General features: G+C 46.7%; 17 protein-coding genes. 13 read left to right on the top strand and 4 right to left on the bottom strand.

Annotated features, from left to right (window positions below):
• Nucleotides 1-4: 4 nt before the first annotated feature.
• Both NBH15_RS13295 and NBH15_RS13290 read right to left on the bottom strand, forming a co-directional pair.
• Nucleotides 5-1,384, bottom strand: a complete 1,380-nt coding sequence (locus NBH15_RS13295) for a sigma-54-dependent transcriptional regulator (RefSeq protein WP_128134307.1) — start codon at nucleotides 1,382-1,384, stop codon at nucleotides 5-7.
• A gap of 43 nt (nucleotides 1,385-1,427) precedes the next feature.
• Nucleotides 1,428-2,912 carry a TolC family protein gene (locus tag NBH15_RS13290; RefSeq protein WP_128134308.1) on the bottom strand — a complete coding sequence of 495 codons (1,485 nt, stop codon included), beginning with the start codon at nucleotides 2,910-2,912 and terminating at the stop codon, nucleotides 1,428-1,430.
• A gap of 1,083 nt (nucleotides 2,913-3,995) precedes the next feature.
• Between NBH15_RS13290 and NBH15_RS13285 the strand changes: the two genes are divergently transcribed.
• A complete protein-coding gene (locus NBH15_RS13285; RefSeq protein ID WP_128134309.1) occupies nucleotides 3,996-4,271 on the top strand; it encodes an HU family DNA-binding protein in 276 nt (91 codons plus the stop codon).
• A 103-nt stretch (nucleotides 4,272-4,374) separates the two neighbouring features.
• Entirely contained in the window at nucleotides 4,375-5,874 is a 1,500-nt protein-coding gene (locus tag NBH15_RS13280) for a M20/M25/M40 family metallo-hydrolase (RefSeq protein WP_250822816.1), read from the top strand.
• Between the two features lie 339 nt (nucleotides 5,875-6,213).
• On the opposite strand, the gene NBH15_RS13275 is transcribed toward NBH15_RS13280, so the two are convergent.
• The gene (locus NBH15_RS13275) at nucleotides 6,214-8,982 is read right to left on the bottom strand and encodes a family 78 glycoside hydrolase catalytic domain (RefSeq protein WP_128134312.1); all 2,769 of its coding nucleotides are present in this window, start codon (nucleotides 8,980-8,982) and stop codon (nucleotides 6,214-6,216) included.
• A 37-nt stretch (nucleotides 8,983-9,019) separates the two neighbouring features.
• Nucleotides 9,020-11,833 carry a glycosyl hydrolase gene (locus tag NBH15_RS13270; RefSeq protein WP_158579659.1) on the bottom strand — a complete coding sequence of 938 codons (2,814 nt, stop codon included), beginning with the start codon at nucleotides 11,831-11,833 and terminating at the stop codon, nucleotides 9,020-9,022.
• A 232-nt stretch (nucleotides 11,834-12,065) separates the two neighbouring features.
• Between NBH15_RS13270 and NBH15_RS13265 the strand changes: the two genes are divergently transcribed.
• The 11 genes from NBH15_RS13265 to NBH15_RS13215 all read left to right on the top strand — a co-directional run bounded on the left by NBH15_RS13265 (nucleotide 12,066) and on the right by NBH15_RS13215 (nucleotide 25,004).
• Nucleotides 12,066-13,712: an alpha-L-rhamnosidase-related protein gene (locus NBH15_RS13265; RefSeq protein WP_250822815.1), complete on the top strand. Its 1,647-nt coding sequence runs from the start codon at nucleotides 12,066-12,068 to the stop codon at nucleotides 13,710-13,712.
• Nucleotides 13,713-13,753: 41 nt separating this feature from the next.
• Entirely contained in the window at nucleotides 13,754-14,263 is a 510-nt protein-coding gene (locus NBH15_RS13260) for a DUF2867 domain-containing protein (protein WP_128134315.1), read from the top strand.
• 163 nt (nucleotides 14,264-14,426) lie between these two features.
• Nucleotides 14,427-15,476, top strand: coding sequence for an SMP-30/gluconolactonase/LRE family protein (locus NBH15_RS13255; protein WP_128134316.1), 1,050 nt, complete (start codon nucleotides 14,427-14,429; stop codon nucleotides 15,474-15,476).
• 21 nt (nucleotides 15,477-15,497) lie between these two features.
• Nucleotides 15,498-15,881 carry a Lin0368 family putative glycerol transporter subunit gene (locus NBH15_RS13250; RefSeq protein ID WP_128134317.1) on the top strand — a complete coding sequence of 128 codons (384 nt, stop codon included), beginning with the start codon at nucleotides 15,498-15,500 and terminating at the stop codon, nucleotides 15,879-15,881.
• Nucleotides 15,878-16,357, top strand: coding sequence for a Lin0368 family putative glycerol transporter subunit (locus tag NBH15_RS13245; RefSeq protein WP_128134318.1), 480 nt, complete (start codon nucleotides 15,878-15,880; stop codon nucleotides 16,355-16,357). Before NBH15_RS13250 ends, NBH15_RS13245 begins: the two co-directional genes overlap by 4 nt.
• A 16-nt stretch (nucleotides 16,358-16,373) precedes the next feature.
• Entirely contained in the window at nucleotides 16,374-17,897 is a 1,524-nt protein-coding gene (gene xylB, locus NBH15_RS13240) for a xylulokinase (RefSeq protein ID WP_250822814.1), read from the top strand.
• Between the two features lie 20 nt (nucleotides 17,898-17,917).
• The gene (locus NBH15_RS13235) at nucleotides 17,918-18,952 is read left to right on the top strand and encodes a zinc-dependent alcohol dehydrogenase (RefSeq protein ID WP_350472270.1); all 1,035 of its coding nucleotides are present in this window, start codon (nucleotides 17,918-17,920) and stop codon (nucleotides 18,950-18,952) included.
• Between the two features lie 12 nt (nucleotides 18,953-18,964).
• Nucleotides 18,965-19,660, top strand: a complete 696-nt coding sequence (gene deoC, locus NBH15_RS13230; protein WP_128134319.1) for a deoxyribose-phosphate aldolase — start codon at nucleotides 18,965-18,967, stop codon at nucleotides 19,658-19,660.
• Between the two features lie 157 nt (nucleotides 19,661-19,817).
• Nucleotides 19,818-22,307 (top strand): HzsA-related protein, encoded by a 2,490-nt coding sequence (locus NBH15_RS13225; RefSeq protein WP_128134320.1) that lies wholly within the window; start codon nucleotides 19,818-19,820, stop codon nucleotides 22,305-22,307.
• Nucleotides 22,307-24,109, top strand: a complete 1,803-nt coding sequence (locus NBH15_RS13220; protein WP_309296726.1) for a c-type cytochrome — start codon at nucleotides 22,307-22,309, stop codon at nucleotides 24,107-24,109. The genes NBH15_RS13225 and NBH15_RS13220 overlap by 1 nt, the downstream gene beginning before the upstream one ends.
• 13 nt (nucleotides 24,110-24,122) lie before the next feature.
• On the top strand, nucleotides 24,123-25,004 hold the full coding sequence (locus NBH15_RS13215) for an aryl-sulfate sulfotransferase (protein WP_244050859.1): 882 nt from the start codon (nucleotides 24,123-24,125) through the stop codon (nucleotides 25,002-25,004).

Genomic DNA, 25,004 nt, shown 5'->3' with positions numbered 1-25,004 from the left:
TCATTTATTTATCGGTAGGTATTCCGTATTTCTCCAACCGGCGGTATAAGGCTGCCCGGCTGATTCCCAGAGCGGATGCGACATGCGAGAGATTTCCCTCATGTGTATCCAAAGCCTGAAGGATGGTCTGTCTTTCAATCTCGTCCAGCGTCATCCCCTCAAAACTGACGGTTCCGCCTTTTCTCACGGCCTGTTTGTTCCCCAGGTTCAGGCATTGTCCTTCAAAATCGGACACATCCAACAACGATTTACCGGATACCAGCATCGTTCTTTCCACTAGGTTCTTCAATTCACGGATATTTCCGGGGTACGGAAGACGTTGTAGGAAACTTACGGCATCCGAAGAGAAAGTGACTTTAGGCAAACCGTTGACTTCCGACTGCTTATCGGCAAAATAACGGGCCAGCAGAGGAATATCGTCTTTCCGCTCGCGAAGGGCGGGCAGATGGATCGTGATCAAATTGATACGGTAGAACAGGTCTTCGCGAAACGTACGTGCGGCAACCATTTCCGGAAGGTTGCAGTTGGTAGCACTCACCACCCGGATATCCACTTTCCGGGGACGGCTGTCGCCCAACACTTCAAATGTCTGGTCCTGCAATACACGCAATAGTTTTACCTGGCAGGACAACTCCAGGTCACCTATCTCATCCAGGAAGATAGTTCCTTTGTTTGCCATTTCGAAACGTCCGGTACGGTCTATATAGGCATCCGTAAACGCACCTTTCTTATGACCGAACATCTCGCTCTCAAAAAGGCTCTGTGACAATCCTCCCAGGTTGACCTTGACGAAAGCCTCTTTCATACGGGGGCTATTGGCATGGATCGCTTCCGCAATCAGTTCCTTGCCTGTCCCGCTTTCACCGGTAATCAGCACCGAAGCATTAGTCGGTGCTATGCGGGAAACGGTTCCCAGCACATCCATCAGCGCATCACTCTGTCCGACAATCTTCTCAAAATGGAATTTACTGTCCGCATCATTCCGGTTCAACGGAGATTTCTGCATCTTCTTCTGCTCATTCAGTTCCAGAGCCGTACGGATCGACTTCAGCAACACCAGGTTGTTCCAGGGCTTGGTCACAAAATCGAAAGCGCCGGCTTGCATACCCTGCACAGCCAGCGAAATGGAGCCCCAGGCGGTCATTAAGATCACCGGGACATCCGGCTGAAATATCTTTACTTGTTTTAATAGCTGTATTCCTTCTTCTCCCGTCGTAGTCAAGGTAAAGTTCATATCCATCAGAATCAGTTGGGGCGCTTCCCGGCGCACAATAACCAACGCTTCTTCAGGCCCCGGAACAGCTTCCGGTTCAAAGCCTGCCCGCTTCAACAAAAAAGTAAGCGAAGAACGGACAGCTGCGTCATCATCAATAATTAATATCATATAGGTTTCTTTAATTGCGTTTGTAAAGATACGAATAAGTTACCTACTTTCTGACAATTTCCTCAAAATCGGCATCCAGATTACGGTCGTTCAGAAAATCGTAAAGCGTCACGCTGCGGACATTATAGAAATAACTCCAGAAACCGTACAATTCCTGTATATGCTTCTGTTTGGCATCATCTTTCGATTGCTGGGCATCATTCAGGTCGAGAATATTGATCTTGCCGATCATAAATGTTTCGATAGATGTCTGATAGCGTTTCTGGGCGATCTCATCGGCTTCTTCCGCGATTTCCAACTGGGCAGCCTGGTTGTTGAAGTTCTCCACCAGCAAGAAGATATTCTGGTTGAAAGTCATCTGGTCCTGACGGTTTTTAGAGAGTACCACTTCGCGGTTGGATTCGGCGACCTTAACCTTTCCCTTCCGTTTTCCCCAGTCCAGCAAAGGGATGCTGAAACCGACTTCCACCACCTGGTTATCTTTCAGCGGATTGTAAGCGCCACTGAAATCACGGTCTTTTCCCGTATATCCCACGGAAGCAAACAGGTTGATATCGCGGCGTTTCCCTTTGGCCGTCGCTACTGCATAATCGGCCTCAAGTTGTTCGCGCAGTATGCGTTTCGCAAACGAGTTGTTTTCCTGGGCTTTCCCCAGTACTTCCTGATAGACCAGCCGCATGTCGGGGACAGATTCGGGGATGACCGGTTCTATCACATCATCTTCGCTCAATCCCAGGAAAGAACGTAGCTGGAACATTTTGGCGTTCAAGTTCGACTGCGCTTCCGTCAACTTACCTTTCGCCTGTAAAGCGGATAATTTCAATTGCATCAGTTCACTTTCAGAGATGTGACCGATCTTGCGTTTCGCGATAGCGATATCATACAGTTTATTTGCGTTATCCAGATTCTGCACAGACGTTGCCAGGTTTTCTTTCGCCAGCAGAAGATTGAAGAAGTAAGCGATCGTCGAGATAGTTACCCCCTCTACGCTTTCAATATAAGCGGCTTTTGCTTCCTGATAGCGGACTGGTTCGATGCGGCGGTTCCATTTCTGGTCGTTCACGCCGAAGATAGGTTGCGTCAGGGTCAGGCCGACCGGGACACTCATATATTCATTGAAGGCGCCATGTCCCAACTGGCGGGAGAAATTAAGAGAAGAGTTCAACGAGATCTTACCGCCTGTCAGAGCGATATTCTGGTCAATAGAGATCGCTCCGTCCATCGACAGGTTATTGTCCTGCACAAAAGCATAGGTTCCGTCCGATTGCTGGTAACGCGAATATTGCTTGCTGTAGCTGGGGAGCGTTCCTTTAAAATTAACCTCCGGCAACTGGTCGGCGACATGGGTACGGTATTCCCAGTAAGACGTCTTTAATTCGTTCAGGGCCACAGCCGCATCGACCGACTGGTGTTGTGCCAGCGTAATGGCATCTTTCAAGGTCAGACGGACTACATTATCTTGTTCTTCGGCCTGTAAACCAAAGCATGTCAGCAATAAAGAAGTAATGGCTATATAGATCTTTTTCATCGTAATATATGTTTTGCCATGCTACAGGCAAAAGCTATGCCAAAAACATATATCATTGATTTTCTGAGCGTAACGCAAAAGAATAGTGTCCGATAATGAACAGTATGTCCGATAATGGAGTTGTGAAGGGAAAATGGACAGAGTTCGTTAAGAACTTTGTTATTAATGGAGGCAAAGATAATAAATACAAAGGATACGCAATCAAACATGCGATAAAATTCATCTTTTGTCCTCTTTTTCTCCTCTTTCACCAAGGATAATGCGATAAAGCCGGATTCCGTAAAAGTACCACAAGAGAATTGGCTGGGGAGGAAACAGGGGGAAATCCTGTCGGAAATAAGCAGTTTTTAATTAAGTGACTTGGCTGTTACAGGTTTATTTGCCGTCTGCTTTAGCTGACGGATTAGTAAAGGATGTATATCTTTGGACTTTAGTCTCATTTTATATCTTTCTATTTAAGAGAAATGTGGCTAAAGCCTAAAAGAGAGAAATGGCTTGTAAACCGTCAGCTAAAGCAGACGGCAAATTAACCTGCAACAATTAAGAGCCTGTTTAAATTTTCCAGAAATAATTTTATATAGGCTTTATCGATCTGTTTTAATTTTCTTTTCGGCCTATTTTTCCGTTTTTATTGGTCACATAGCCCGCTATGCTTCTCATAAAAACTGAAAAATATCCTCGAAAACAAATCTCAAAACTGTGTCGAGCAAAATTTAAACAGGCTCTAAATCTTTCTGTTTCATGGATAACTCCATTATTTCTATAGCAACATTCATTTTCCTGAGTTCTTAACGAACTCCATTAAATCAGAGGAAATGGCCTCCTACAAATTATCGAATACGCTGTATTTCCGGTAATACGGTAGTTAATCCACTGATTGAGGGTGAAGAACAGAGAGTGAACAATTTATATTAACTAATATCAAAGAACAAAAAGAAGTAAACCATACTCCCGAAAACGGAGTATTTATACCGATTTAAAGGATATTATGCTGAAAAGTTATACCCTGCTTCTACCGCAGAACTACGTCTCCAGCCAAGTATCCCGAACACTTGTTTTAAAAACGATTTAAACCTGTAGTATATGAATAAAAGTAAATTGATCGGACAAATAGCCGCAGACACCGGCATGACGAGAGCAGCGATAAAGGCGGTACTCAACTCCTTCATCAACAATACCACCGAAGCCCTGCAAGAGGGAGATACGGTCGTATTCCAGGGATTCGGTACCTTCCTGCCCTGGGAGCAGACCGAACGCCCCGCCCGGAATCCACAGACCGGAGAGCCTGTGATGATCAAGCCGCGTACCTCCGTCAAGTTCCGCGCCGGCTCAGACCTGATAAAGGCGCTGAACAAATAATTTTACACATTCTCAGGCAATCAGCTTCCCTGAAACACAGATTTACTATCTTTGAAGAGCTTATCGGCAGATAATACTTATGTGAAACTTTAAAGAGATAGAAATGAGAAGCTTATTGATTGTTTTGATGATCGGGGCGTCATCCGTTATGGCTCAGAATGAAAAGATCGACCTGTCCATCGCCCAAAAGATCAAACAGGAAGAACGGTTGAACTCCGATATAGAGCGGCTTTCCTACCGTTTGCTGGACTATGCCGGTCCACGCCTGACCGGTTCCGACGGAATGGAAAGAGGCTATAAAGTGGCAAAAGAAATGATGGAGGAATACGGGTTATCCAACCCCCGCATTGAATTTGCCCGCGACTGGCCCCGGGGTGGCTGGGACATACAAAAGGCTTATGCCGCCATGACCGTCCCCTACTACATCCCGATCTTCCCCGCCCCCGTTGCCTGGACCAACGGCACCAATGGCCCTGCCAAAGGCGAAGTGACACTGATCACAGCCAAAGACCGACAGGAGTTGCAGGCTTTGAAAGGAACATTAAAAGGCAAAATCGTATTGATGCCTTCCGTCACGGAATACCAAATCAGCTTCGAACCGATGGCACGCCGCCACACCGAAGAATCCCTGAAACAAACCGCCGAGTATCCAATCACCCAAGTACAACCACGCCGGCGACGTCCTGCCCCAGCCATCGAAGGCAGCGAACTGTCTTATGCAGAAATACTCAGTTTCGTCCATCAGGAAGAACCGGCTGTAATCATTCATGAATCGGGCAGTTACAGCGTACCGGGACTGAATTTCCACAAACTGGAAGAAGCCGGTCCCGTCCCCTGCGAACTGAATATCTCCTGCGAGAACCACGGCCTGATGGAACGCCTGATCAAAAACGGCGAAAAGGTGGAGATGGAAGTCGACATTGCCGTCAAGTTCGAATCCGACCGCAAAATATATAACGTCATAGCCGAACTACCCGGTACCGACCCCAAACTGAAAGACCAGTTGGTCATTATCGGCGGCCACCTCGACTGCTTCCACATGAGCCCGGGCGCCGGCGACAATGGTGCGGGCTTTATCGCCATGCTTGAAGCCATGCGTATCCTCAAGACAATCGGTGTCCAGCCCCGCCGGACCATCCGGGTTGTTTTCTGGGGTGGCGAAGAAGTCGGATTGCACGGTTCTACCGGATATGTGGAGCAATTCGTACAAGACCCGAAAACATTGGAGAAAAAGAAAGAATATGACAAAATATCAGTCTACTTCAATTCGGATTACGGTCCCGGTAAGTTCCGCGGGATATTCACCCAGGACAACCTGATGGCTCACCCGATCTTTATCGACTGGATGCAACCTTTCCTGGATACAGGTTTCACCACCGTCTCAAACCGGAGCGTGGGAAGCACCGACCATGTGCCTTTCGACAATGCCGGAATCCCCGCTTTCCAATTCATCCAGGACCCTATGGAATGGGGACGCCATTCCCACCGCACACAGGATTTCTCTGACCGTCTGGTGTTGGACGATATACGTCATAATGCGGTGATCGTAGCCTGGTTTGCCTATAATGCAGCGATGAGGGATGAGAGGATGCCGAGGAAATAAGTGAATATAGAAATAATTGAGCTATCTGCTAATTATAAGATGAACCAATTAGTGACGGTGCCTTCAGGCTGTAGGCCTGTAACAAACTAACCCAGGGTTCTAACCCTGGGCTCCCTTGAATCCTTCTCTTTCTGAGGTACCCTGTAGGGGTGCGACAAGACGAAAAGGCTTGATATTTATCTTGTACCGCCCTTACAGGGCGGAAAGGCAGGAGCGAGTTCTCATAAACCCAGGGTTAGAACCCTGGGCTGGTTTGTTAAAGCCTTACAGGCTTACATTGACACCGTAAGGGCGGTTCGCGAACCGACGCTACATTCAAATTTGATAAATTCTGTACTATCACTTATCCCCTACTACAAATGTATAATCACCCGATCCGACCTCTAAACAGGTAAAGCCATCGACATAGCCGAGATTTTTTATATCCTGTATAACATTCAACGAACAACCGCTTTCCATTATCTTTGAACCGGTCGACGAGGGGAGGCATATCTGCGCTGTTGTATTGGCCGGAATTTTTACCCGAAGTTCAAAGGTATCTCCCTCCTTCTTCCAGTTACTTACGATTGTCCCGTTTACAGATTCATAGCTGCAATTCACCCAGTTCAGATCGCCAGCCGGCTGCGGCTTGATCATAATTTTACTGAAACCGGGGGCCGCCGGGGTGATTCCGCCTAAAGACTGGTACATCCACTCGCCCACACTACCGAACATCGGATGGTTTTGTGAAAAGACATTATCCGAATACCTCCAGGTTTCCCACAATGTAGTTGCACCGGATTCCAGCATATGGCCCCAACCCGGAAAGTCTTTCTTGGTTACCATTTCATAGGCTATATCATTCCGGTTGTTCAGACGCAGCACTTCAAGTACAGCGGGAACTCCGAAGATGCCCGAAGCGACATGCCCGTTCCACTTATCAATTGCCTGCAACAGAATATCGAAAGCTGCCGCCCTTTCATTTTCCGGAATCAGGTCATAGAACAAGGCGAAAGCCTGTGCTGCCTGGGTACAATTACCTACTTTCCCGGTTCCGGCTTTCAGGAACTCTTTTATGAAAGCCTCCTTTATCTCTGAAGCCAGTTGAGTATATATCTGTACATCTTTTGTCTGTTTCGTCAGGGAAGCAAACTCTGCCAGTAAAATCACATGATGATAATAATGGGCCGTTGCGAACAGGGCCGGAATACGTTCCTCCAGACTTTCATGGTCATTGATACACATCCTTATCCTGTTCCCTTCCGCTTTCGAACGGAGAAACTCCACCTGTTTACGTAAAGCCGGGTAAAAGGCCCTAATAGTTCGCAGGTCACCGTAATATTCGTATAACTGCTTCTGCATGAAAGCAAAAGCCAATTGCCAACCGACCGGACCGGAATCGTCACCCAATCCCTCAGCAGCAATCCCGTTATAAGGAGCTGTTTCCGTCATTCCGCCTTCGGGACGCTGATCGTTCGCAAAATCCTGAATGGCTTTCCGATAGAAATTCTCCATATCATAGAACCAGCAGAATGTCCTGGCAGTACCGACGATATCACCGCCATAACCAAACTTTTCACGTGCCGGACAGTCGGACTGCACACTGAACAGATTACTGTGAAATGTATAATCGAGCACTTTGTCCAAACGGTTCAACATCGGATTGGAACATTCGAAACACCCTGCCTTCTGCAAATCCGCACTCAAACGAACCCCTTCAATATCTGCCAGAGACGGCCGGTCGGGCCACCCGGTTACTTCAATATACCGGAAACCGTGGAATGTAAAGCGGGGCGACCATATTTCCTCGCCTTCGCCTTTCAAAGTATAGACATCTTCCTGCCAGGCCGTCTGAGGCTGTCCGGGCATGCTCCAGTCGGCATTCCAGACTTTCTTCTGTTGCCCGGCAACCGAGGTCATGACATTCAGGCTACCATCCGAATAGACATCTTCCCCGTAACGGATTTTCACGGTTGTTCCTTTCGGACCTCTTACTTTGATACGTGCTACACCGGCAAAGTTCTGTCCCATATCGAATATAAACTCTCCCGGACGACACTCCGTCATCCTGACCGGTTTAATGACTTCAAGAACCCGGACAGGCGGCTGCATCTGGGCACTCAGTTGCCCGGCCGGTATTTTCGGTACCAGTACAGCCTGTTTCCAGCGGCTGTCGTCGAATGTTCCGGTATCCCAACCGGGAATCTCGCTACGGGCATCGTAATGTTCCCCCAAATAAACATTATTGCGCATAACCGGACCAGTAGCCGTCTTCCAGCTTTCATCGGTACAGACAGTCTCTACCGAACCATCCGTATATAGAACACGAAGCTGCGCCTTCACACAAGGCCGGCCAATAGTCAGGTATTCTCTTAACGGCTGAAAAATGCGGATAGGCAGTGGGTTATAGAATCCGTTTCCCAACATAACGCCAACCGTATTCTTTCCGGAGGCGATCAATGGAGTAATATCATATGTACTATATAATATTTGTTTCCCGTAATTGGTCCAACCCGGATCGAGAACATGGTCACCGACACGTTTTCCGTTCACACTGGCCTCGTAATATCCGATACCGGCTATATATAAACGGGCTTCGCGTACCGGTTTACGCAATTGGAAATCCCTGCGGAAGAGCGGGGCGGGATCATCTTTATAGAAATCCTCTTCCTTTTCCGGCGCATTCGAGCCGTCTGCGATCCATTCGGCTTTCCAATCTGCCGGAGACAACATAGCTGTCTCCCACCAGGCTGTCCGGCTCCAACCGGAAACTTCGCCGTCCTGATTATAGACACGAACCCGCCAGTAGTAACGGGTGAAAGGTTTCAACTTCTTACCGGCATAAGTGATATTCACATTCTGCCGGCTATTAACCTTTCCGCTTTTCCATACCAGTCCTTTTCCATTCAGAAGGTCGTCTTCATTCAAAGAGACCTGTATCTCATAAGCCGATTGCAGCTGATTACGGGCTTGCGACTCCAACTGCCATCCAAGCACCGGGGTAAGAGCATCCGTACCCAGCGGGTTTTCCGCATACTCGCAGGTCAGTTTCTTCAACTGTAAAGGCTCGGCTACTGCAAACCATGCAAAACCAGCCAGGAGACAGATCAAAAGTCCTGTTCTTCTCATTATAGAGTTGTTATTCATTATTCGTTTATTCCTGATGTTACATTAATTTAACGGGGCCCAACATACCTGTCGGTGCCCATTTCTGATGATGGGTCCATGCCTGCCCTATTTTGTTTTCGGGCGTAGCTTTCAGATAATTACCGACGGTTGTCGTGATCTTTATCTGCAATGATTTGACCGGTGCCTTAGCCAAATGTTCCGGCAGCTGATACACACGGTTTCCATACCATTTGCATCCCAGGTTCTCCCCATTCAGGGTTACTTCCGAAACGCCATATACTTTCCCTAAATCCAGGTAATTGAATCCTGCAGCATTATCGACCGTCTTTTCATAATACAGGTCGCCGGAAAACGATTGTGTTTCCGGGTTTGCAGAGAAGTCCACCAACGTATCCAGCTCACGTTTGGCCGACTCGCCATTGATATGCGCCATTCTGACCGTCCATCCGTTCAGTTCGACCGGAGACGAACTCTGAAGCGGCAAAGCCGGAATGGAGATCTTCGCGCCTTTCGTTTCCTCAAAAACAATCAGTTTGGATGCGGCCGGCCCCAGGTCGATCTGTAAAGTGGAACCGGAAGAGACCGGATAAGGTGTCCGTTCGCCTGTTTCCGGATTCCATAACCAAGGTGTTCTGCCATTCGCCTCAAATGTTGCCTGTATCCGTATTTCATCCTCCGGATTACAATTTGTAATAAAGTAAATGTCTTTATCTTTCGTCTGGTGACGAATCTGGCTGATGTAAGGACTCGGTGCATCGATCTTCATATAAGGAACAATGCCGCATTGCTGCTGTACCTGGCGGAACCATGGGATCATCTCAACCGGAGCCTCTACGGAAAATACCTGCGAAGGATAAGATTCCCTGATCCGGCCGATCGCCTGTCTGACTCTTTCATCGTTTGCCTGATGATCTTTAAACCCGGGAGATTTATAAGGTTCTTTACCGACAAAGATCAGTTTACCTCCGGCTTTAACGAATTCAACCAGTGTTTCTGCGGTTGTCGGCATCATCGACTCAACTTCCAGCAGCATCAATGTATTATATTTCCTGTTATTGAAAACAAGATTGCCTTTCTTGAAACTACTTTGCTGAATGATATTCTCACTTATGTAGTCACAACTATTTCCGTTCTGATGGATTGCTTCCCACACATGATATTGATAAGACGGATAATGCAGGCTGGGGAACGGATCACGCTGTGGTCCGTGTATCGTCCACATATCAGCCAGCGGATGCATCACGGCAATATCAGCAAAGAAATCGGATTCCTGAAGGACAGTCGATACACGGCTTTTATAGGTTGCCCACAAATTGAAATAAGGCCACCAGCTATTCCGTTCGTTCAGAAATGCACCGTACATGATCCAACCGGGGAACGGCACTTCCAGCGGACTATAATTAAAACCGTGCAGGATCGAATGGGTCACACCGGAAAGGTTACTCTGGTCGCCCGTCATCTTTATTTTTTCCAACGAGGCATTAAATGCATTGTTGGTATTGGTTATCTCCTCGCAGCTGACCAGTCTCTTACCGGAATAATGTGCCGCCGATGCCACAAATTTATTCACATTCGTATTTGTCGGTGACTTCACAAAGGCATCCTTATCACAACTGTCCGCATTCCAAAACCAGGTCTCGCATTCGGGAATATCGACTTCCAGAGAGGCTTCCAGAGGATGGAATTCACGGCCGTAAGCCTGAACCCTGGATTTAAAATTATATTTATTACACCATTGCGTATAAGGTTTCAGGAAACGGTCCCTGACAATATCCATACAGGTGACAAAAAAGTCATAACGAACGCGATCGACTTCTTCTTTCGCCTCTCCGGAGAGGGTTGTTGCTGCCGCTCCTTCGATCGCATGCCCCATATGCCCGACTTTATACAAGATAAAAGGCAGATAAGGAGTTACGTCGTATCCCCTACGCCGTTGAAATTCTTCTGCAAAGTCATGACACCAGTTCGCTCCTTCCAGTTCCATACTGTCACAGAACATAGCCCTGAATCCTTTCAGACCCTGAATCGCCGGGAACAGATGATCCGACATACGATTCAGAAATTTCTCTACCGCAACCTGGTTATAATGGTTCAGAACAGGTCCGGCGGCACCGGGAGCCCCATTAATCACAGCCTGGAAACCAGTGACCTTGACCAGGGCATACAGAATATGTTCGCCTTCCGGCAATTCGACAGTGATCACTTCCGCTCCTTTTTCAAAAGGAATGTCTTTACCCGGAGAGAATGTATTCATTTCCACAGGGGCCAAGCACAATGAATGTAATTCACTGGTCGATCCTTCATACTTAGAACCGACTTGCGGAGAAGCATCTTTCAGCAAATCGGCTGTCTTCAACTGAATTTTACCAGGGCCTTTTACTTTCTGGGCCGTCTGTGTCATTAATTGGGTTTGCTCCTCCGGTTGCAGAAATTCTCCGCCAAATGGCCAGCCGGATCCCACGATAATATCGCAGATCATCCCACGTTCTTCAGCCCCTTTCAGAGCTGTTTTCACCATTTCTATCCATTCGGGACTCAGCCATTCCAATGACGGGATCCCCAGGTCGTCTCCGCCAGGAAACCTGATCGGATTGATCTCGACACCACCGATACCGGCAGCTTTCATTATATCCAGTTCACGGAGAATCTCTTTAGCTGTTACTTTATCCCCGTTCCACCACCAGCGGACAAACGGCTTGGAAGTAACAGGAGGGTTCCGGAACAGCATAAACAAACTGTCATCTTCATTTTCTCTACTGTCAATAAACCGGCATCCTTGCATAAAAGGAATTCCCAACACTGATATCACACTCGACTTGATAAAGGTTCTTCTTGAAAGGCTCATATTCATCTGTATATTGATTAGCAAAAAGTTAGATTTGTAAATGTAGAAAAAAACTTTATTATAAATACATAATCCCAACACGAAAAAGATAAAATAATTCAAACCTTACCATTGTGTCATTTTTGTAACATTTAATATCAATAATACAACATACATCCACCCGGTAAATAGTAATTTTACCAACTATTTATAAGAAAGAATACTTTTGATAAAACACTTATTCATATTTTATAGAAACATGAAAACGACCTTAAAAACACTTATATTAAACTGTTTACTTGCCAGTTGTTTTATAACAGTCCACGGACAAGATTTTTATGCCAGCCAGCGGGCATCCTGGTTGGAAAAAGCAAAAGAAAGCATTCCTCAACTGACCGTTACAGAAAAAAAGCCGATCGGTTTAGTACATATAATAAAAGATGAAAATGCTTTCCAGCAATACAAAGCAGAGCAAACAGCACCTATAAATACACTCTACGATAACTCTTTTAAAGAGACAAAAGCCGTCATTGTCGATTTCGGAGAACACATAACAGGTAGTTTCAGTTTCAGCACAGAGTTGCTAAAAGCCGAGGCAGACGCACCGGCACGCTTCAAACTTACATTCGGAGAAGTTCCTTCTGAACTGGTAACACCTTTCGATCCTTATCAGGGAGGACTCAGCCGTGCGTGGTTACAAGATGAAATAGTCACCATGATGACAATGCCGTCAACGATCACCATTCCACGCCGTGTATCCTTCAGATATGTAAAAATAGAACTTATCGCGACTCCTCCCGGATATGATTTCTGTATCTCCGGAATGAAATGCGACGCTGTTACTTCTGCCGTCAATACGCCCGGAGAATTATCGGCCGCCACGCCACAGATATTTAAAGATATAGACCGGGTTAGTTTAAATACCCTGAAAGAATGTATGCAAACCGTTTACGAAGACGGTCCCAAAAGGGATCAGCGTCTGTGGTTAGGCGACTTGTATCTGGAAGCATTGGCTAACAACTATTCCTTCAAACAATACAATCTGACCAAACGCTGCCTCTACCTGCTGGCCGGACTAAGCGAGTATAACGGAAAATTAAACGCAACTGTTTTTGAAACCCGGGAGCCCAAGCCCCAGGCAAAACAACATTTATATGATTATTCTTTCCTGTTTGGCGTTACCCTCAAAGACTATTTGCAGGAAACGGGAGACAGAGAGACAGCTGAGGACCTTTGGCCCGTTGCAAAAAAACAATTAGAATCAGCTTACCAATACCTGCAGGATGACGGAACAATGGATTACGAACGGGCATCCCGTGAATGGTGGATATTCTTCGATTGGAAAGACGGATTACACAGAGAAGTTGCTTTTCATGGCGTTACTGCTTTTGCTTTCAAAGAGACCTACGAACTGGCTAAATTACTGAACAAAGAAAATGAAGTCGCCCAACTTCCAGGACTCATCAAAAAGATGAAAAAAGCTGCCCGAAAGCATTTCTATAATCCTAAAACGAGTTTATTCACAGGCAAATTGAATGATCAGGTTTCTTATGCTTCCCAGATATGGATGATACTGGGAGAAATACCTACACAAAAAGAAGCTCAACGATCTTTAAAAGCCTTGAAAACAACAGAAAATGTCTGTACTCCGGGAGCACCTTACCTGTTCCATTATTACATTGAGGCCCTGATCAAAAGCGGAATGTCGCAAGAAGCCCGAGATGAAGTAGCGGAATACTGGGGAGGAATGATCCACAAAGGCGCTGATACATTTTGGGAAGTTTATGATCCTAAAAATGAGTTTTTATCTCCATACAACTTTTTCCCGGTCAATAGCTATTGCCATGCCTGGAGTTGTACGCCAACGTATTTCATCCGGAAATACCCTGAGATATTCCAGAAATAAACTTATATTTGTCTCTGTTCTAACTGAAAAACAGAGACATTATGAAAGTCAGAAACTCGTCAATTCCGCCTGACAGCTTGATAAATAAATATCTTCCGGCGAACTATTCGGATTCATTTGAATGTGAAATAATCTCAGACAAAGAGATCACCGCAGATGATATTCAGATTTCGCTCTGGACAGATATGCCAGATTGGGTTAATCAGCTTTTCAAACTGCGTAACCTTTTGGTTAAGCCATTCGGACTGAAAGGAGGAGAAGATAAAATTCAGGATTTCAAGGAAAGCATCAGATCCGGGGGAAGTTGTGGTTTTGCTGCTGTACCGGACAAATCACCACAGGAAACGATCGTACGATTGGATGACAAACACCTGTGTGCCTATTTATCTGTGCATATAGAAAACCTCGAAGAGAATCGCAAAAAGGTAAGAATCATTACAGTTGTGCATTTCCATTACTGGCTGGGATATGTTTATTTCTATACGATATGCCCGTTTCATTATCTGGTGGTCAGGAATATTCTTAAATACACGTTGAAAAAGTTCATCTAGATTTATTCCGGTATATAAAAGCCTGATCTTATCACCTACTAAATATCAACACCTTACAACAACACAAATCATTCACTGACCGAATTTTGAAAGATTTTGACCGATAGCTGAAACTCTTTCAGGGCAGGATTATATTTCTTTGCCAATGAAAAATCTATATATCATGAAGAACGTGTTTTTAATATCTGTTTTATTATCCGCATTACTGGGAGCCTGTACACCGGCAATGCAAAAAAGTGAACTATTCATGGAATTGCCGGATGATTGTCCGACACCCGACGGGATGGCAATTGCCCCTAATGGCGACCTGATCCTGGCCTGTCCGAACTTTGCCGATTTATCGAAACCCGCCTGCCTGATGCGGATCACTAAAGACGGGAAAATCAGTAAATGGATGAATGTACCCGTATTAGAAGAAACAGGTTGGGCTGCTCCCATGGGAATCACCTTCGATGATGAAGGGAACTTATTTATTTGTGACAACCAGGGATGGAGCGGAACTGATAAGGCCAGAAACAAAGGCCGAATCTTATGCTTAAAATTAGATGGCTACGAACTGAAAGAAGTTATCGAAGTAGCCACCGGTATGGAACACCCCAACGGCATCCGCTTCAGAAATGGGAAATTATATGTAACGCAAAGTTCCCTCTCCTCCATCCAGGATCCGTCCGGACTACTGGTAAGCGGAGTCTATTGCTTCGACAAGAACGATAAGAATATAAAAGTAACCAATACAAAAGCTGATAAAAACCTGCTCACAACCGTTATTACGAAAAACAAAGAAGTTCAGTACGGACTGGATGGAATCGTATTCGATAAAGAAGACAATTTATATGTAGGAAATTTTGGAGACGGCACCATTCACCGAATAACCATGGATTCCGATGGCAACGTTATCGGAAATGAGATATGGGCACAGGACCCGTCTCAACTACGCACCACCGACGGAATGTGCATGGATGACGACGGAAATATCTGGGTAGCCGACTTTTCTGAAAATGCAGTAGCCCGTATAGACAAGAACGGCCGCATTCAGCGTATCGCCCAAAGTCCGGATTGCGACGGCAGCGACGGCGGTCTGGACCAGCCGGGAGAACCGATCGTCTGGAACGGCCAGGTGATCGTTTCCTGCTTCGACATCGTGACAGGTCCCGACAAAGTAAATACCAAACACGACAAGCCTTTTACACTGGCTAAATTACAATTGAACTAACAGATCATAAACCTAAATAACATGAAACACTACTTATCTACATTTGCAGGTTCGGCAATATGCGGAGGATTTGCTTTCGGCATCTGGCCGGAACTCTGGAAAACATACGGTTTAATGGGAGGCTGGCTGGCTGCAACCCTTATTATCGGGATCATGTGGTACATGAACCATTATAACGGAGCCATATTAAATCCGGAAGGAAAAATATGGCTGGATCAGGGATGGTGTATCGGCTCTGCCGGCATAGCCTGGGGAATCGTCCGTTTCCAGGGTGATTTCACTCAGTTTTTCCTGGCTGTCCCCACTTTGTTTTGTTGTCTGATCGGAGGTACTTTAGCCGGAATAACTATCTGGATGATGCGTTCATGCGGTAATCGCCTGTCAAAAGAGGAGGATACAATATGAGCGAGTGGTTACAAACTTACAATGAATTGTTCGGCATGTACAATGCCGGTATCATAACCAGTATATTCGGTTCTTTCGCCGTCACTTTTACAGTTATATTCTGTTGGCCCAAACTGGTGAAAGATTTTGGAGCAAAAGGCGGATTTATTGCGGCTGCCTTAATTATAGGAACATTCTGGCTGGTGAATCACAAATTGCCCGGTTTCGGTTTCTCTAACGGTTTAGCTACCGATGTAAACGGATTACCCATGCAATTCAGCCTCATCCATCAGGGAGCCCGCGGAAGTGCCCCCTGGGTGGATATGGGCTGGGCTATCGCTATGGGATTTGTCGTATGTGATACACTCTGCGCTCCCAAAGGGAAACGTTTGGGATTATTGAAAGAGGCTTTCCCACGTTGGGCCGTTATTATTGCCGGCGGGATAGCAGGAGGCATTCTGGTCGGACTGACCGGATATACGAATGCTGCATTATAAATAAAATTCAAAGACCATGGCAAAATACGTCATTGCACACGATTTAGGAACAAGTGGCAATAAAGCCACTTTATTCAATGAAGAGGGCATGCTGGTTGCATCCCGTGTCGCCTCTTACCAGACCGTTTATGCCGCCGGTAACCGGGCGGAACAGGATCCGGCGGACTGGTGGAAAGCCATAACAGAAACAACAAATGCATTACTCCAACTCGTATCACCCGAAGAGATCGCCGGAGTTGCCCTGAGCGGCCAGATGATGGGATGCTTATGTATCGATAAAAAAGGGACTCCGCTTTCTCCCCACTTGTTGTACTGCGACCAGCGTTCACAGGAGGAAGAATCTTTCCTGTGCGAAAAAATAGACCCGCTTCATTTCTATGAAATAACAGGACACCGTATCAGCGCCTCCTATTCAATAGAGAAATTAATGTGGATACGGAAACATATGCCGGAAGTTTTTGCAAAAACGTACAAAATGCTGAATGCAAAAGACTACATCAACTTCCGCCTTTGCGGTACGATCGCCACCGACCCGTCGGATGCTTCCGGAACAAATGCCTACGATCTGAACAGATGGTCATGGAGCGAAGAGATCATAGAGGCAGCCGGACTGGATATCTCCCTCTTCCCGGAAGTCCGTTCTTCTATTGATGTTATAGGAGAAGTAACGGAGGAAGCAGCCAAAGCCACCGGACTCCGTAAAGGTACACCGGTTATCTGCGGAGGAGGCGACGGCAGTTGTGCCGGAGTCGGCGTAGGTTGCGTAGCCCCGGGGACATCCTACAATTATCTGGGCTCCTCCTCATGGGTTGCCCTGACGGTGGAAAAGCCGGTTGTAGACGAACAACGCCGTACTATGAACTGGGCACATGTCGTGCCGGGCATGCTGCATCCGTCGGGAACTATGCAGACGGCAGGCGCTTCCTATAACTGGATGGTGCAACAACTCTGCCTGTTTGAACAGGAAGAAGCCAGAATCAGGAAAGGGAATGTGTACGAACTGATCGACGAACAGATACGGAAATCTCCGGTAGGCTCCAACAAACTGCTGTTCCTGCCTTACCTGATGGGCGAACGTTCTCCCCGCTGGAACGTAAATGCCAAAGGCGCTTTTATCGGACTGACAGTAGGACACACGCATGGCGATATGCTCCGTTCCGTCATGGAAGGTATCACCCTGAACCTGGGACTTATCGTCAATATATTTCGCAGCCACGTCCCCGTAGAAAATATGAAGGTAATAGGAGGCTGTGCCAAAAATCCGATCTGGCAGCAGATGATGGCCGATATTTATCAGACTGAAATAAAAATCCCGAACTATCTGGAAGAAGCGACCTCCATGGGTGCCGCCATCCTGGCAGGGATCGGAGCCGGCTTATTCAAAGATTTCAGTGTAACCGACCGGTTTATCCATATCGACAAAAAGATCAGCCCTATCCCCGCCAATGTTGAGAAATACAAAGAATTAATTGCTGTTTTCGACCGGACGTACAATCATTTGAAAGATGTTTATACAGATCTGTCGGATTTAAATCTATAAGAATGAATATGAAAGGAAAAATGAAAAGCGTAATCGCAACAGCTCCCGGCATAGTAGAAATCCGGGAAATAGATATACCTGTTATCACTCCGTACCAGGCCCTGGTAAAAACAGAAATGGTCGCTTTGTGCAATGCCACCGATAGCAAACTGATAGCCGGGCATTTCCCGGGGGCAGATCGGTTCCCGATGGCTTTAGGCCATGAAAATGTCGGCATTGTAATAGAAGTCGGAAGTAAAGTTCGAAATTTCAAGGTAGGCGACAGGGCGATCGGCGGATTGAATGCCACCTTTACGACACTGGGGCTGAACAGTGCCTGGGGCGGTTTCAGTGAATATGTCGTAGTAAACGATTTCGAAGTTTTGCAGGAAGAAGACCTTGCCACTCCGGAACAAGGCTGCTGGGACAGCTTCGAAATACAGAATGCAATACCGGCCGATATACAGCCGGAAGAAGCGGTCATTGCCTGTACCTGGCGTGAAATAGTGGGTACATTCAAAGACTTCCGCCTGGAACCGGGAAAGAAAGTGATGGTATTCGGTGCCGGTCCTGTCGGGTTGAGTTTTGTGAAACTCGGCAAACTATTCGGTCTCGGACAAGTGGATATTGTCGACATGCTACCTGCCAAACTGGAACTAGCCAGACAAATGGGTGCTGATAATGGCTATACGCCGGCTGAGATTGCGACACCCGAATTTATCGCTACCGCAAATCGTTCATACGATACGGTCATCGACGCTGTCGGCCTGCCTTCCATCGTCCATTCGGCCCTGCCCCTTATAAAAATGGCCGGAGATATTTGTGTATATGGGGTAATGACAAAGAATCCGACGATCGACCTGGACCAGGCTCCTTACAATTTCAACCTGTTCATCCACCGCTGGCCGACCCGTTCGGAAGAGAAACGGGCAATGATAGCGCTGACCGAATGGATACGCGAAGGCCGGCTGTCCGCATCCGATTTCATCTCCCACCGCTTTAAGATAGAACAAATAAACGAGGCCTTGGAAGCCATAAAACGTAACGAAGTTATAAAAACAGTTTTAACATTCTAAACATCATTTATCATGAACGAAATAATAGCGAACTTATCAGTAAAACAATTGGCAGGAATGATCGACCATACTTTCCTGAAACCTTTCGGCACAGCAGAAAACATTGAGAAACTATGTGCCGAAGCACGCAAATACGAATTCGCCATGGTTGCCATCAATCCGGCGGAAGTAGAAACCTGCGTCAAACTGCTGGAAGGTTCGCCCGTCCGTGTCGGTGCAGCCATCGGCTTTCCGTTAGGACAGACCACGACCGAATGCAAGGCTTTCGAAACACGCGACGCTATCGCTAAAGGAGCAACAGAAATAGATACAGTAATAAATGTACGCGCGTTACAAAAAGGCTGCCTGGATATTGTAAAGAAAGAAATCGAAGAGATGGTTGCCATCTGTAGACCGGCAGGCGTTATCTGCAAAGTAATTCTGGAAACCTGCTATCTGTCGGATACCGAAAAGGAAACAGTCTGCCGGATAGCCAAAGAGGCTGGAGTTGATTTTGTTAAGACCTCGACAGGTTTTGGAACAGCCGGTGCGACAGTAGAAGATGTAGCCCTGATGCGCCGTGTAGTTGGTCCGGAAATCGGAGTAAAAGCGGCTGGCGGTATCCGCGACCTCGATACTGCTTTAGCCATGATCAAGGCAGGAGCAACCCGCATCGGTACATCCAGCGGAGTTACTATTGTGGAGGCTTATAAAAGTGCTATTAAGTGAAAATCCCCACTAGCATGGGGATAATTCCCCATTGCAAAGGGGATTATTCCCCACTCTAGTGGGACTTTTTCCCCACAAATAAAAAATAAGTGGGGAAAAATGACTTCCGTTTGCCAATTCCGGCAAACCAATAATAACAAAGAAGGGAGTAATAGAAATGAATAACTTACACAAAATAGGATTAGGACTTATGCTTCTCATTCTGGCTGCTTGCCAGAATAAGGAAAAGGCATGTAAGGACCATCACCCTGCCGACAAGCAGGAATTTATAACAGACATACAAGACCGGTTTAATAAAATAAAGGCAACCGAAGGTCTGGTTTCAAAAGACAGCACTGCCACCCTGATCCGGGAGGCACATCTGCATTTCTATCACCACTATCCGGTTTACTACGACTGGTGGTTACAGGATGGAAGCGATGTAAAATGGTTTGACAAAACATTGCCCGAACAAATTTCAGAGCGCTTACAAAAATTGCAGCAGGAAAGCCAAGTCACCGACACGCCGGAAAGTATAACACAGGCTTTATCCGCCTATCTGGATGCCTGTAAAGCAAGAAGGGAACAGCGGCTGGCATCCTTTATTAAAAACACTCCCGAAGTCGTATTTACCAAATTCCGCACACTTCGCCCTTCCTTTTTCGCTTATACGGAAGGTCTGTCGGATGCCCGTGCAGAATGCAACTTCTTTGCTGGTGGCGAGCTGACTTATTTCAAAATGGACGGGATCTGGGCAAAGGAAGAAACATTATTGAAAGATACAGCCGGCGTCTTCCGGGATCCGGATGTTCATTTCGACGGTAAACATATTCTTTTTGCCTGGAAGAAATCCCAAAAGGAGGATGACTTTCACCTCTATGAAATGGAAATGCCGTCGCGGAAACTGAAACAGATCACTTCCGGTCTGGGATTTGCCGATATAGAGCCGATCTATCTGCCCGACGAAAATATCCTGTTCAATTCGACCCGCAACGGAAGTGCAGTGGATTGCTGGACTGTAGAAGTCAGCAACCTCTATCTCTGCGACCGCGAAGGACGTTATATGCGCCAGGTTGGTTTCGACCAGGTACATACATCAAACCCGACACTGCTCGATGACGGACGGGTGGTCTATACCCGCTGGGAATACAATGACCGTGGCCAGGTATTCATGCAACCGCTTTGCCAAATGAATCCGGACGGTACCGGACAAGCGGAATACTATGGCGGGAACAGTTTTTTCCCAACCACACTCACCCACACCCGGCAAATTCCCGGAACACGGAAAGTGATGGCGACAATCCTGGGACATCACACTCCCCAGCATGGCAAACTATGTATCATCGACCCGGAAGCCGGACGTGACGAGAATGAAGGCGTCATGCTGGTTGCCCCTCTCCGGAAACCGGAAGCCTTAAAAATCGACGCTTACGGGCAGTTCGCCGACCAGTTCCAGCATCCTTACCCATTGAATGAAAAGGAGTTTTTAATATCCTATACCCCCTTAGGTTACCATGTAGGTCATCCGATGGAATTCAGTATTTACTGGATGACACCGGACGGTGAACGGGAACTGCTGGTTTCAGACGCCAGCATATCCTGTAACCAACCGGTCTTGCTGTCCGAACGTGAACGTCCTTTCCAGCGCGTAGACAATGTGGACTATACAAAAGATGAAGGTGTCTATTATATGCAAAATATCTACGAAGGCAACGGCTTGAAAGGTGTTCAGCCCGGAACAATCAAAAAACTAAGAATTGTAGAACCCATCTACCGGGTAGCCAGTATCGGTGCAGCTTACGGTTTTGATGCGGGTGGCGGCGGACATGCCTTCTCCCCGGTAGGTGTCGGCAACGCCAGCTGGGATGTAAAACGTATATTGGGAACTGTCGATGTTAATCCCGACGGTTCGGCTTTCTTTAAAGTTCCTTGCCGTACTCCGTTGTATTTCCAGGCATTAGACGAGAACAACCGGGTTGTGCAAACCATGCGTAGCTGGTCGACGCTGCAACCGGGAGAAACGCAAAGTTGCGTAGGCTGCCATGAACATAAAAACACCGTTCCGATAGCCTCGCATCCGGTATCTATGGCGATGAACACAGGTATTCGTGAAATCAAACCGGAAGGTATCGGCGACCGCTGTTTCAGTTATATCAAAGAAGTTCAGCCCATTTGGGACGCTCATTGCATTTCCTGCCACGACGGGGTAAAAAGCAAGCTAAGCCTGAAAGGTGAGTTAAAGGTAGTAGACCAGCAGACGAAGCGTAAATTCTCAGACTCCTACCTGAACCTGACTCATGCCCGTCAAATGACCAGAGATAACGACTCCTGGCAGGGAGACGCTCATCATCCGGAAGTGAACTGGATCAGCAATTTATCGGAGCCGACTTTACTTGCCCCTTATTTTGCCGGTTCCAATACAAGTAATCTGATCAAGCGACTTGAAAACGGGCATGGCGGCTGCAAATTGAGCAAGGAGGAAATGGAAACGATCGCTTTATGGATCGACCTGTGTGTTCCGTTCATCGGAGATTACCGGGAAGCGAATAACTGGACACAGGAAGAAAAAGAGTATTATACTTATTATGAGAAGAAACGGGAAACATCCCGTGCTGCGGAAAAAGAAAATATCCGCCAGTATCTTCAATCGTTAAAAGCTAAGAAGTAATGATCATGAAAATAAACTGGACCTATATAGCCTGTCTCTCCCTGACCATTCTGACCGGATGCAGCGGAGATGATATTTTTGCTCCGGACCATATCTGGAATGCCGGAAAGCAAGGCGGACTCCTGGTGACAAACCGGGATAAAAAAGAAATATACCTCATCGACGCCAATTTCAATAAAACCGGGACAAAAGCGGTATTATCTGCCCCGGCAAACGATCTGGCGGAAACACCCGACCAGCATCTCTGGGTGGTGTGTGACGGTGCAGACGGTTCTCTGTGCGAATTGGACGGAAAAGATTTATCCGTCATATCGGATACCCGATTGGGACATACACCCTCCGCCCTGTTATTCAATAAACGAACTGCATCCTTGTGGACTACGCTGCGTTTCAATAATGAACTTTGGGAAGTTTCTCCGAAAACAAAAGAAGTACTGAACCGAATTCCCGTTGGACGTGAACCGGTAGACCTGGTCTCATTTGCAAACGACAGCATGCTGCTTGTAGCCAATAACCTGCCGGAAATGTCGTCGCTTGCTTATCCGGTCGCCTGTCAGTTGGATATTGTGGATGTGAACCATAAAAAGGTTGTGAAACGATTACAACTCCCGAACGGTTCGACTGATGTAAAAGCCCTGGCAACAGACAGTAAAGGCGACTATGCATATGCCGTCCATTTGCTGGCACGCTACCAGCTCCCGACCAATCAGGTGGATCGTGGATGGATGAGTACCAATGTTCTATCTGTCATCAACCTGCATTCACAGGAAGTGGAAAACACTGTTTTACTGGATACTCCCCAGAAAGGAGCCTCAAATCCCTGGAATGTCGTTGTTTCACCGGACGACAGCAAAATATGGGTGGCAATTTCCGGCACCCACGAACTGGCCTGTATAGACAGAGCGATGTTGCATAACCGTCTGGCACAGGTAAAAGAAGGAGGAAAAGCAACGCCTTCGACAAAAGATTATGCACATATCCGGGATGATGCCGGCTTCTTATACGGTATCCGCGATTTTTACAAGACACAAGGTAAAGGTCCCCGAGCCTTACACGTCACTCCGGATAAAGTATATACGGCAAATTACTACACCGGTGAATTGGTAGCCTTCAACCAAAGTGGAAAAGAGATGGTTTCTTCTTCATTGGGAACTCCTCTCGTTTCCACTCAAAAAGGCAAAGGCGACATGTATTTCCATGACGCATCGATCGGTTTCCAGGGATGGCAGAGTTGCGCCAGTTGTCATCCGAATGATGCCCGGATGGACGGACTGAACTGGGACCTGCTGAATGATGGAATGGGGAATCCTAAGAACACCAAGACGTTAGTCCTCTCCCATCAGACACCGCCCTGTATGGTTTCCGGAATCCGTAAAGATGCAGAAACCGCAGTTGTTTCGGGAATCAAATATATTTTATTCTCGGCTTCAACCGAAGAAGTGGCTCCGGCTATCGATGCCTATCTGAAATCGTTATCCCCGGTTCCCAGTCCCCGGCTGGTGAACGGCAACCTGTCGGAAGCGGCAAAGAGAGGCAAAGCTCATTTTGAAAAAGATTGTTCTTCCTGCCATTCCGGAACCTACTACACAGATATGAAACAATATAAAGTGAGCTGGACCAACGGACCGGACGAGCATGTCAAAATGGATGTTCCCGCCCTGAACGAAGTATGGAGAACAGCCCCCTATTTATATGACGGACGTGCTTACACAATGCAGGATATGCTGAAAATACATGCTCCGGCAGAAACATTATCCGAAAGCGAACTGAATGACCTGGCAGAATACGTATTATCTTTATAATCAATAAAAGATCATGAGAACCATTATTTATACACTCATTCTTTCCTGTATCTGTTGCCTGGCAACCGTGGCCCAGTGCGGGAATTTTGCCGGAGCAGACTATTCGCAGGGGATAGTGTTCATTATGGAAAACAACCGGATCGTCTGGCAGCATAAAGCTCCGGAATCGAATGACATCTGGGTATTACCCAACGGTAACCTGTTATTTTCTACCGGTAAAGGTGTACTGGAAGTCACCCGTCAGAACGACACTGTTTTCCATTATGCTTCCGAAAGTCCGATCTTTGCCTGCCAGCGGTTGAAGAATGGAAATACTTTTATCGGAGAATGTAATGCCGGACGTTTGCTGGAAGTATCTCCCGAAGGAAATATTGTCAGTGATATATGTATTTTACCGGAAGGCATTTCAGACGGGACATTTGCTTTTATGCGCAATGCCCGGAAACTGGATAACGGACATTATCTGGTCGCTCATTACGGCGATGAATGTGTCAAAGAATATGACCGGGCTGGCAAAGTTGTATGGCAGGTAAAAATACCCGGTGGCCCACATTCCGTAATCCGACTGCCGGATGGACACACATTGGTCGCTGTTGCCGATAAGACACAAAATCCCCGCATCGTGGAGCTGGACAAACAAGGTAAAACCGTTTGGGAAATATCCAACAAGGATATTCCCGGTAAACCGTTGAAGTTTCTGGGAGGTATGCAATATTTCCCGGACGGACGCTTGTTGTTTACCAATTGGGTAGGACATGTCAACCCTGAACAACGGAACCATCTGTTTCTTGTAGACAGGGAGAAAAATATTCTTTGTACAGTAGAGAACCGGGAAGGAATACAAACCATGTCATCTGTATTCAGCCTCGATGAAAACGGGAAATCGTACCATTAA

This window comes from Parabacteroides caeci (assembly GCF_023656795.1).
GTDB classification, from domain to species: domain Bacteria; phylum Bacteroidota; class Bacteroidia; order Bacteroidales; family Tannerellaceae; genus Parabacteroides; species Parabacteroides segnis.
Note: the sequence above shows the minus strand (reverse complement) of the source record. Positions and strands in the feature narration are given on the sequence as shown.

Coding starts and splice junctions, on each gene's coding strand:
- NBH15_RS13295 (WP_128134307.1), bottom strand. CDS start 1,384: ATGATATTAATTATTGATGATGACGCAGCTGTCCGTTCTTCGCTTACT.
- NBH15_RS13290 (WP_128134308.1), bottom strand. CDS start 2,912: ATGAAAAAGATCTATATAGCCATTACTTCTTTATTGCTGACATGCTTT.
- NBH15_RS13285 (WP_128134309.1), top strand. CDS start 3,996: ATGAATAAAAGTAAATTGATCGGACAAATAGCCGCAGACACCGGCATG.
- NBH15_RS13280 (WP_250822816.1), top strand. CDS start 4,375: ATGAGAAGCTTATTGATTGTTTTGATGATCGGGGCGTCATCCGTTATG.
- NBH15_RS13275 (WP_128134312.1), bottom strand. CDS start 8,982: ATGAGAAGAACAGGACTTTTGATCTGTCTCCTGGCTGGTTTTGCATGG.
- NBH15_RS13270 (WP_158579659.1), bottom strand. CDS start 11,833: ATGAATATGAGCCTTTCAAGAAGAACCTTTATCAAGTCGAGTGTGATA.
- NBH15_RS13265 (WP_250822815.1), top strand. CDS start 12,066: ATGAAAACGACCTTAAAAACACTTATATTAAACTGTTTACTTGCCAGT.
- NBH15_RS13260 (WP_128134315.1), top strand. CDS start 13,754: ATGAAAGTCAGAAACTCGTCAATTCCGCCTGACAGCTTGATAAATAAA.
- NBH15_RS13255 (WP_128134316.1), top strand. CDS start 14,427: ATGAAGAACGTGTTTTTAATATCTGTTTTATTATCCGCATTACTGGGA.
- NBH15_RS13250 (WP_128134317.1), top strand. CDS start 15,498: ATGAAACACTACTTATCTACATTTGCAGGTTCGGCAATATGCGGAGGA.
- NBH15_RS13245 (WP_128134318.1), top strand. CDS start 15,878: ATGAGCGAGTGGTTACAAACTTACAATGAATTGTTCGGCATGTACAAT.
- xylB (WP_250822814.1), top strand. CDS start 16,374: ATGGCAAAATACGTCATTGCACACGATTTAGGAACAAGTGGCAATAAA.
- NBH15_RS13235 (WP_350472270.1), top strand. CDS start 17,918: ATGAAAAGCGTAATCGCAACAGCTCCCGGCATAGTAGAAATCCGGGAA.
- deoC (WP_128134319.1), top strand. CDS start 18,965: ATGAACGAAATAATAGCGAACTTATCAGTAAAACAATTGGCAGGAATG.
- NBH15_RS13225 (WP_128134320.1), top strand. CDS start 19,818: ATGAATAACTTACACAAAATAGGATTAGGACTTATGCTTCTCATTCTG.
- NBH15_RS13220 (WP_309296726.1), top strand. CDS start 22,307: ATGATCATGAAAATAAACTGGACCTATATAGCCTGTCTCTCCCTGACC.
- NBH15_RS13215 (WP_244050859.1), top strand. CDS start 24,123: ATGAGAACCATTATTTATACACTCATTCTTTCCTGTATCTGTTGCCTG.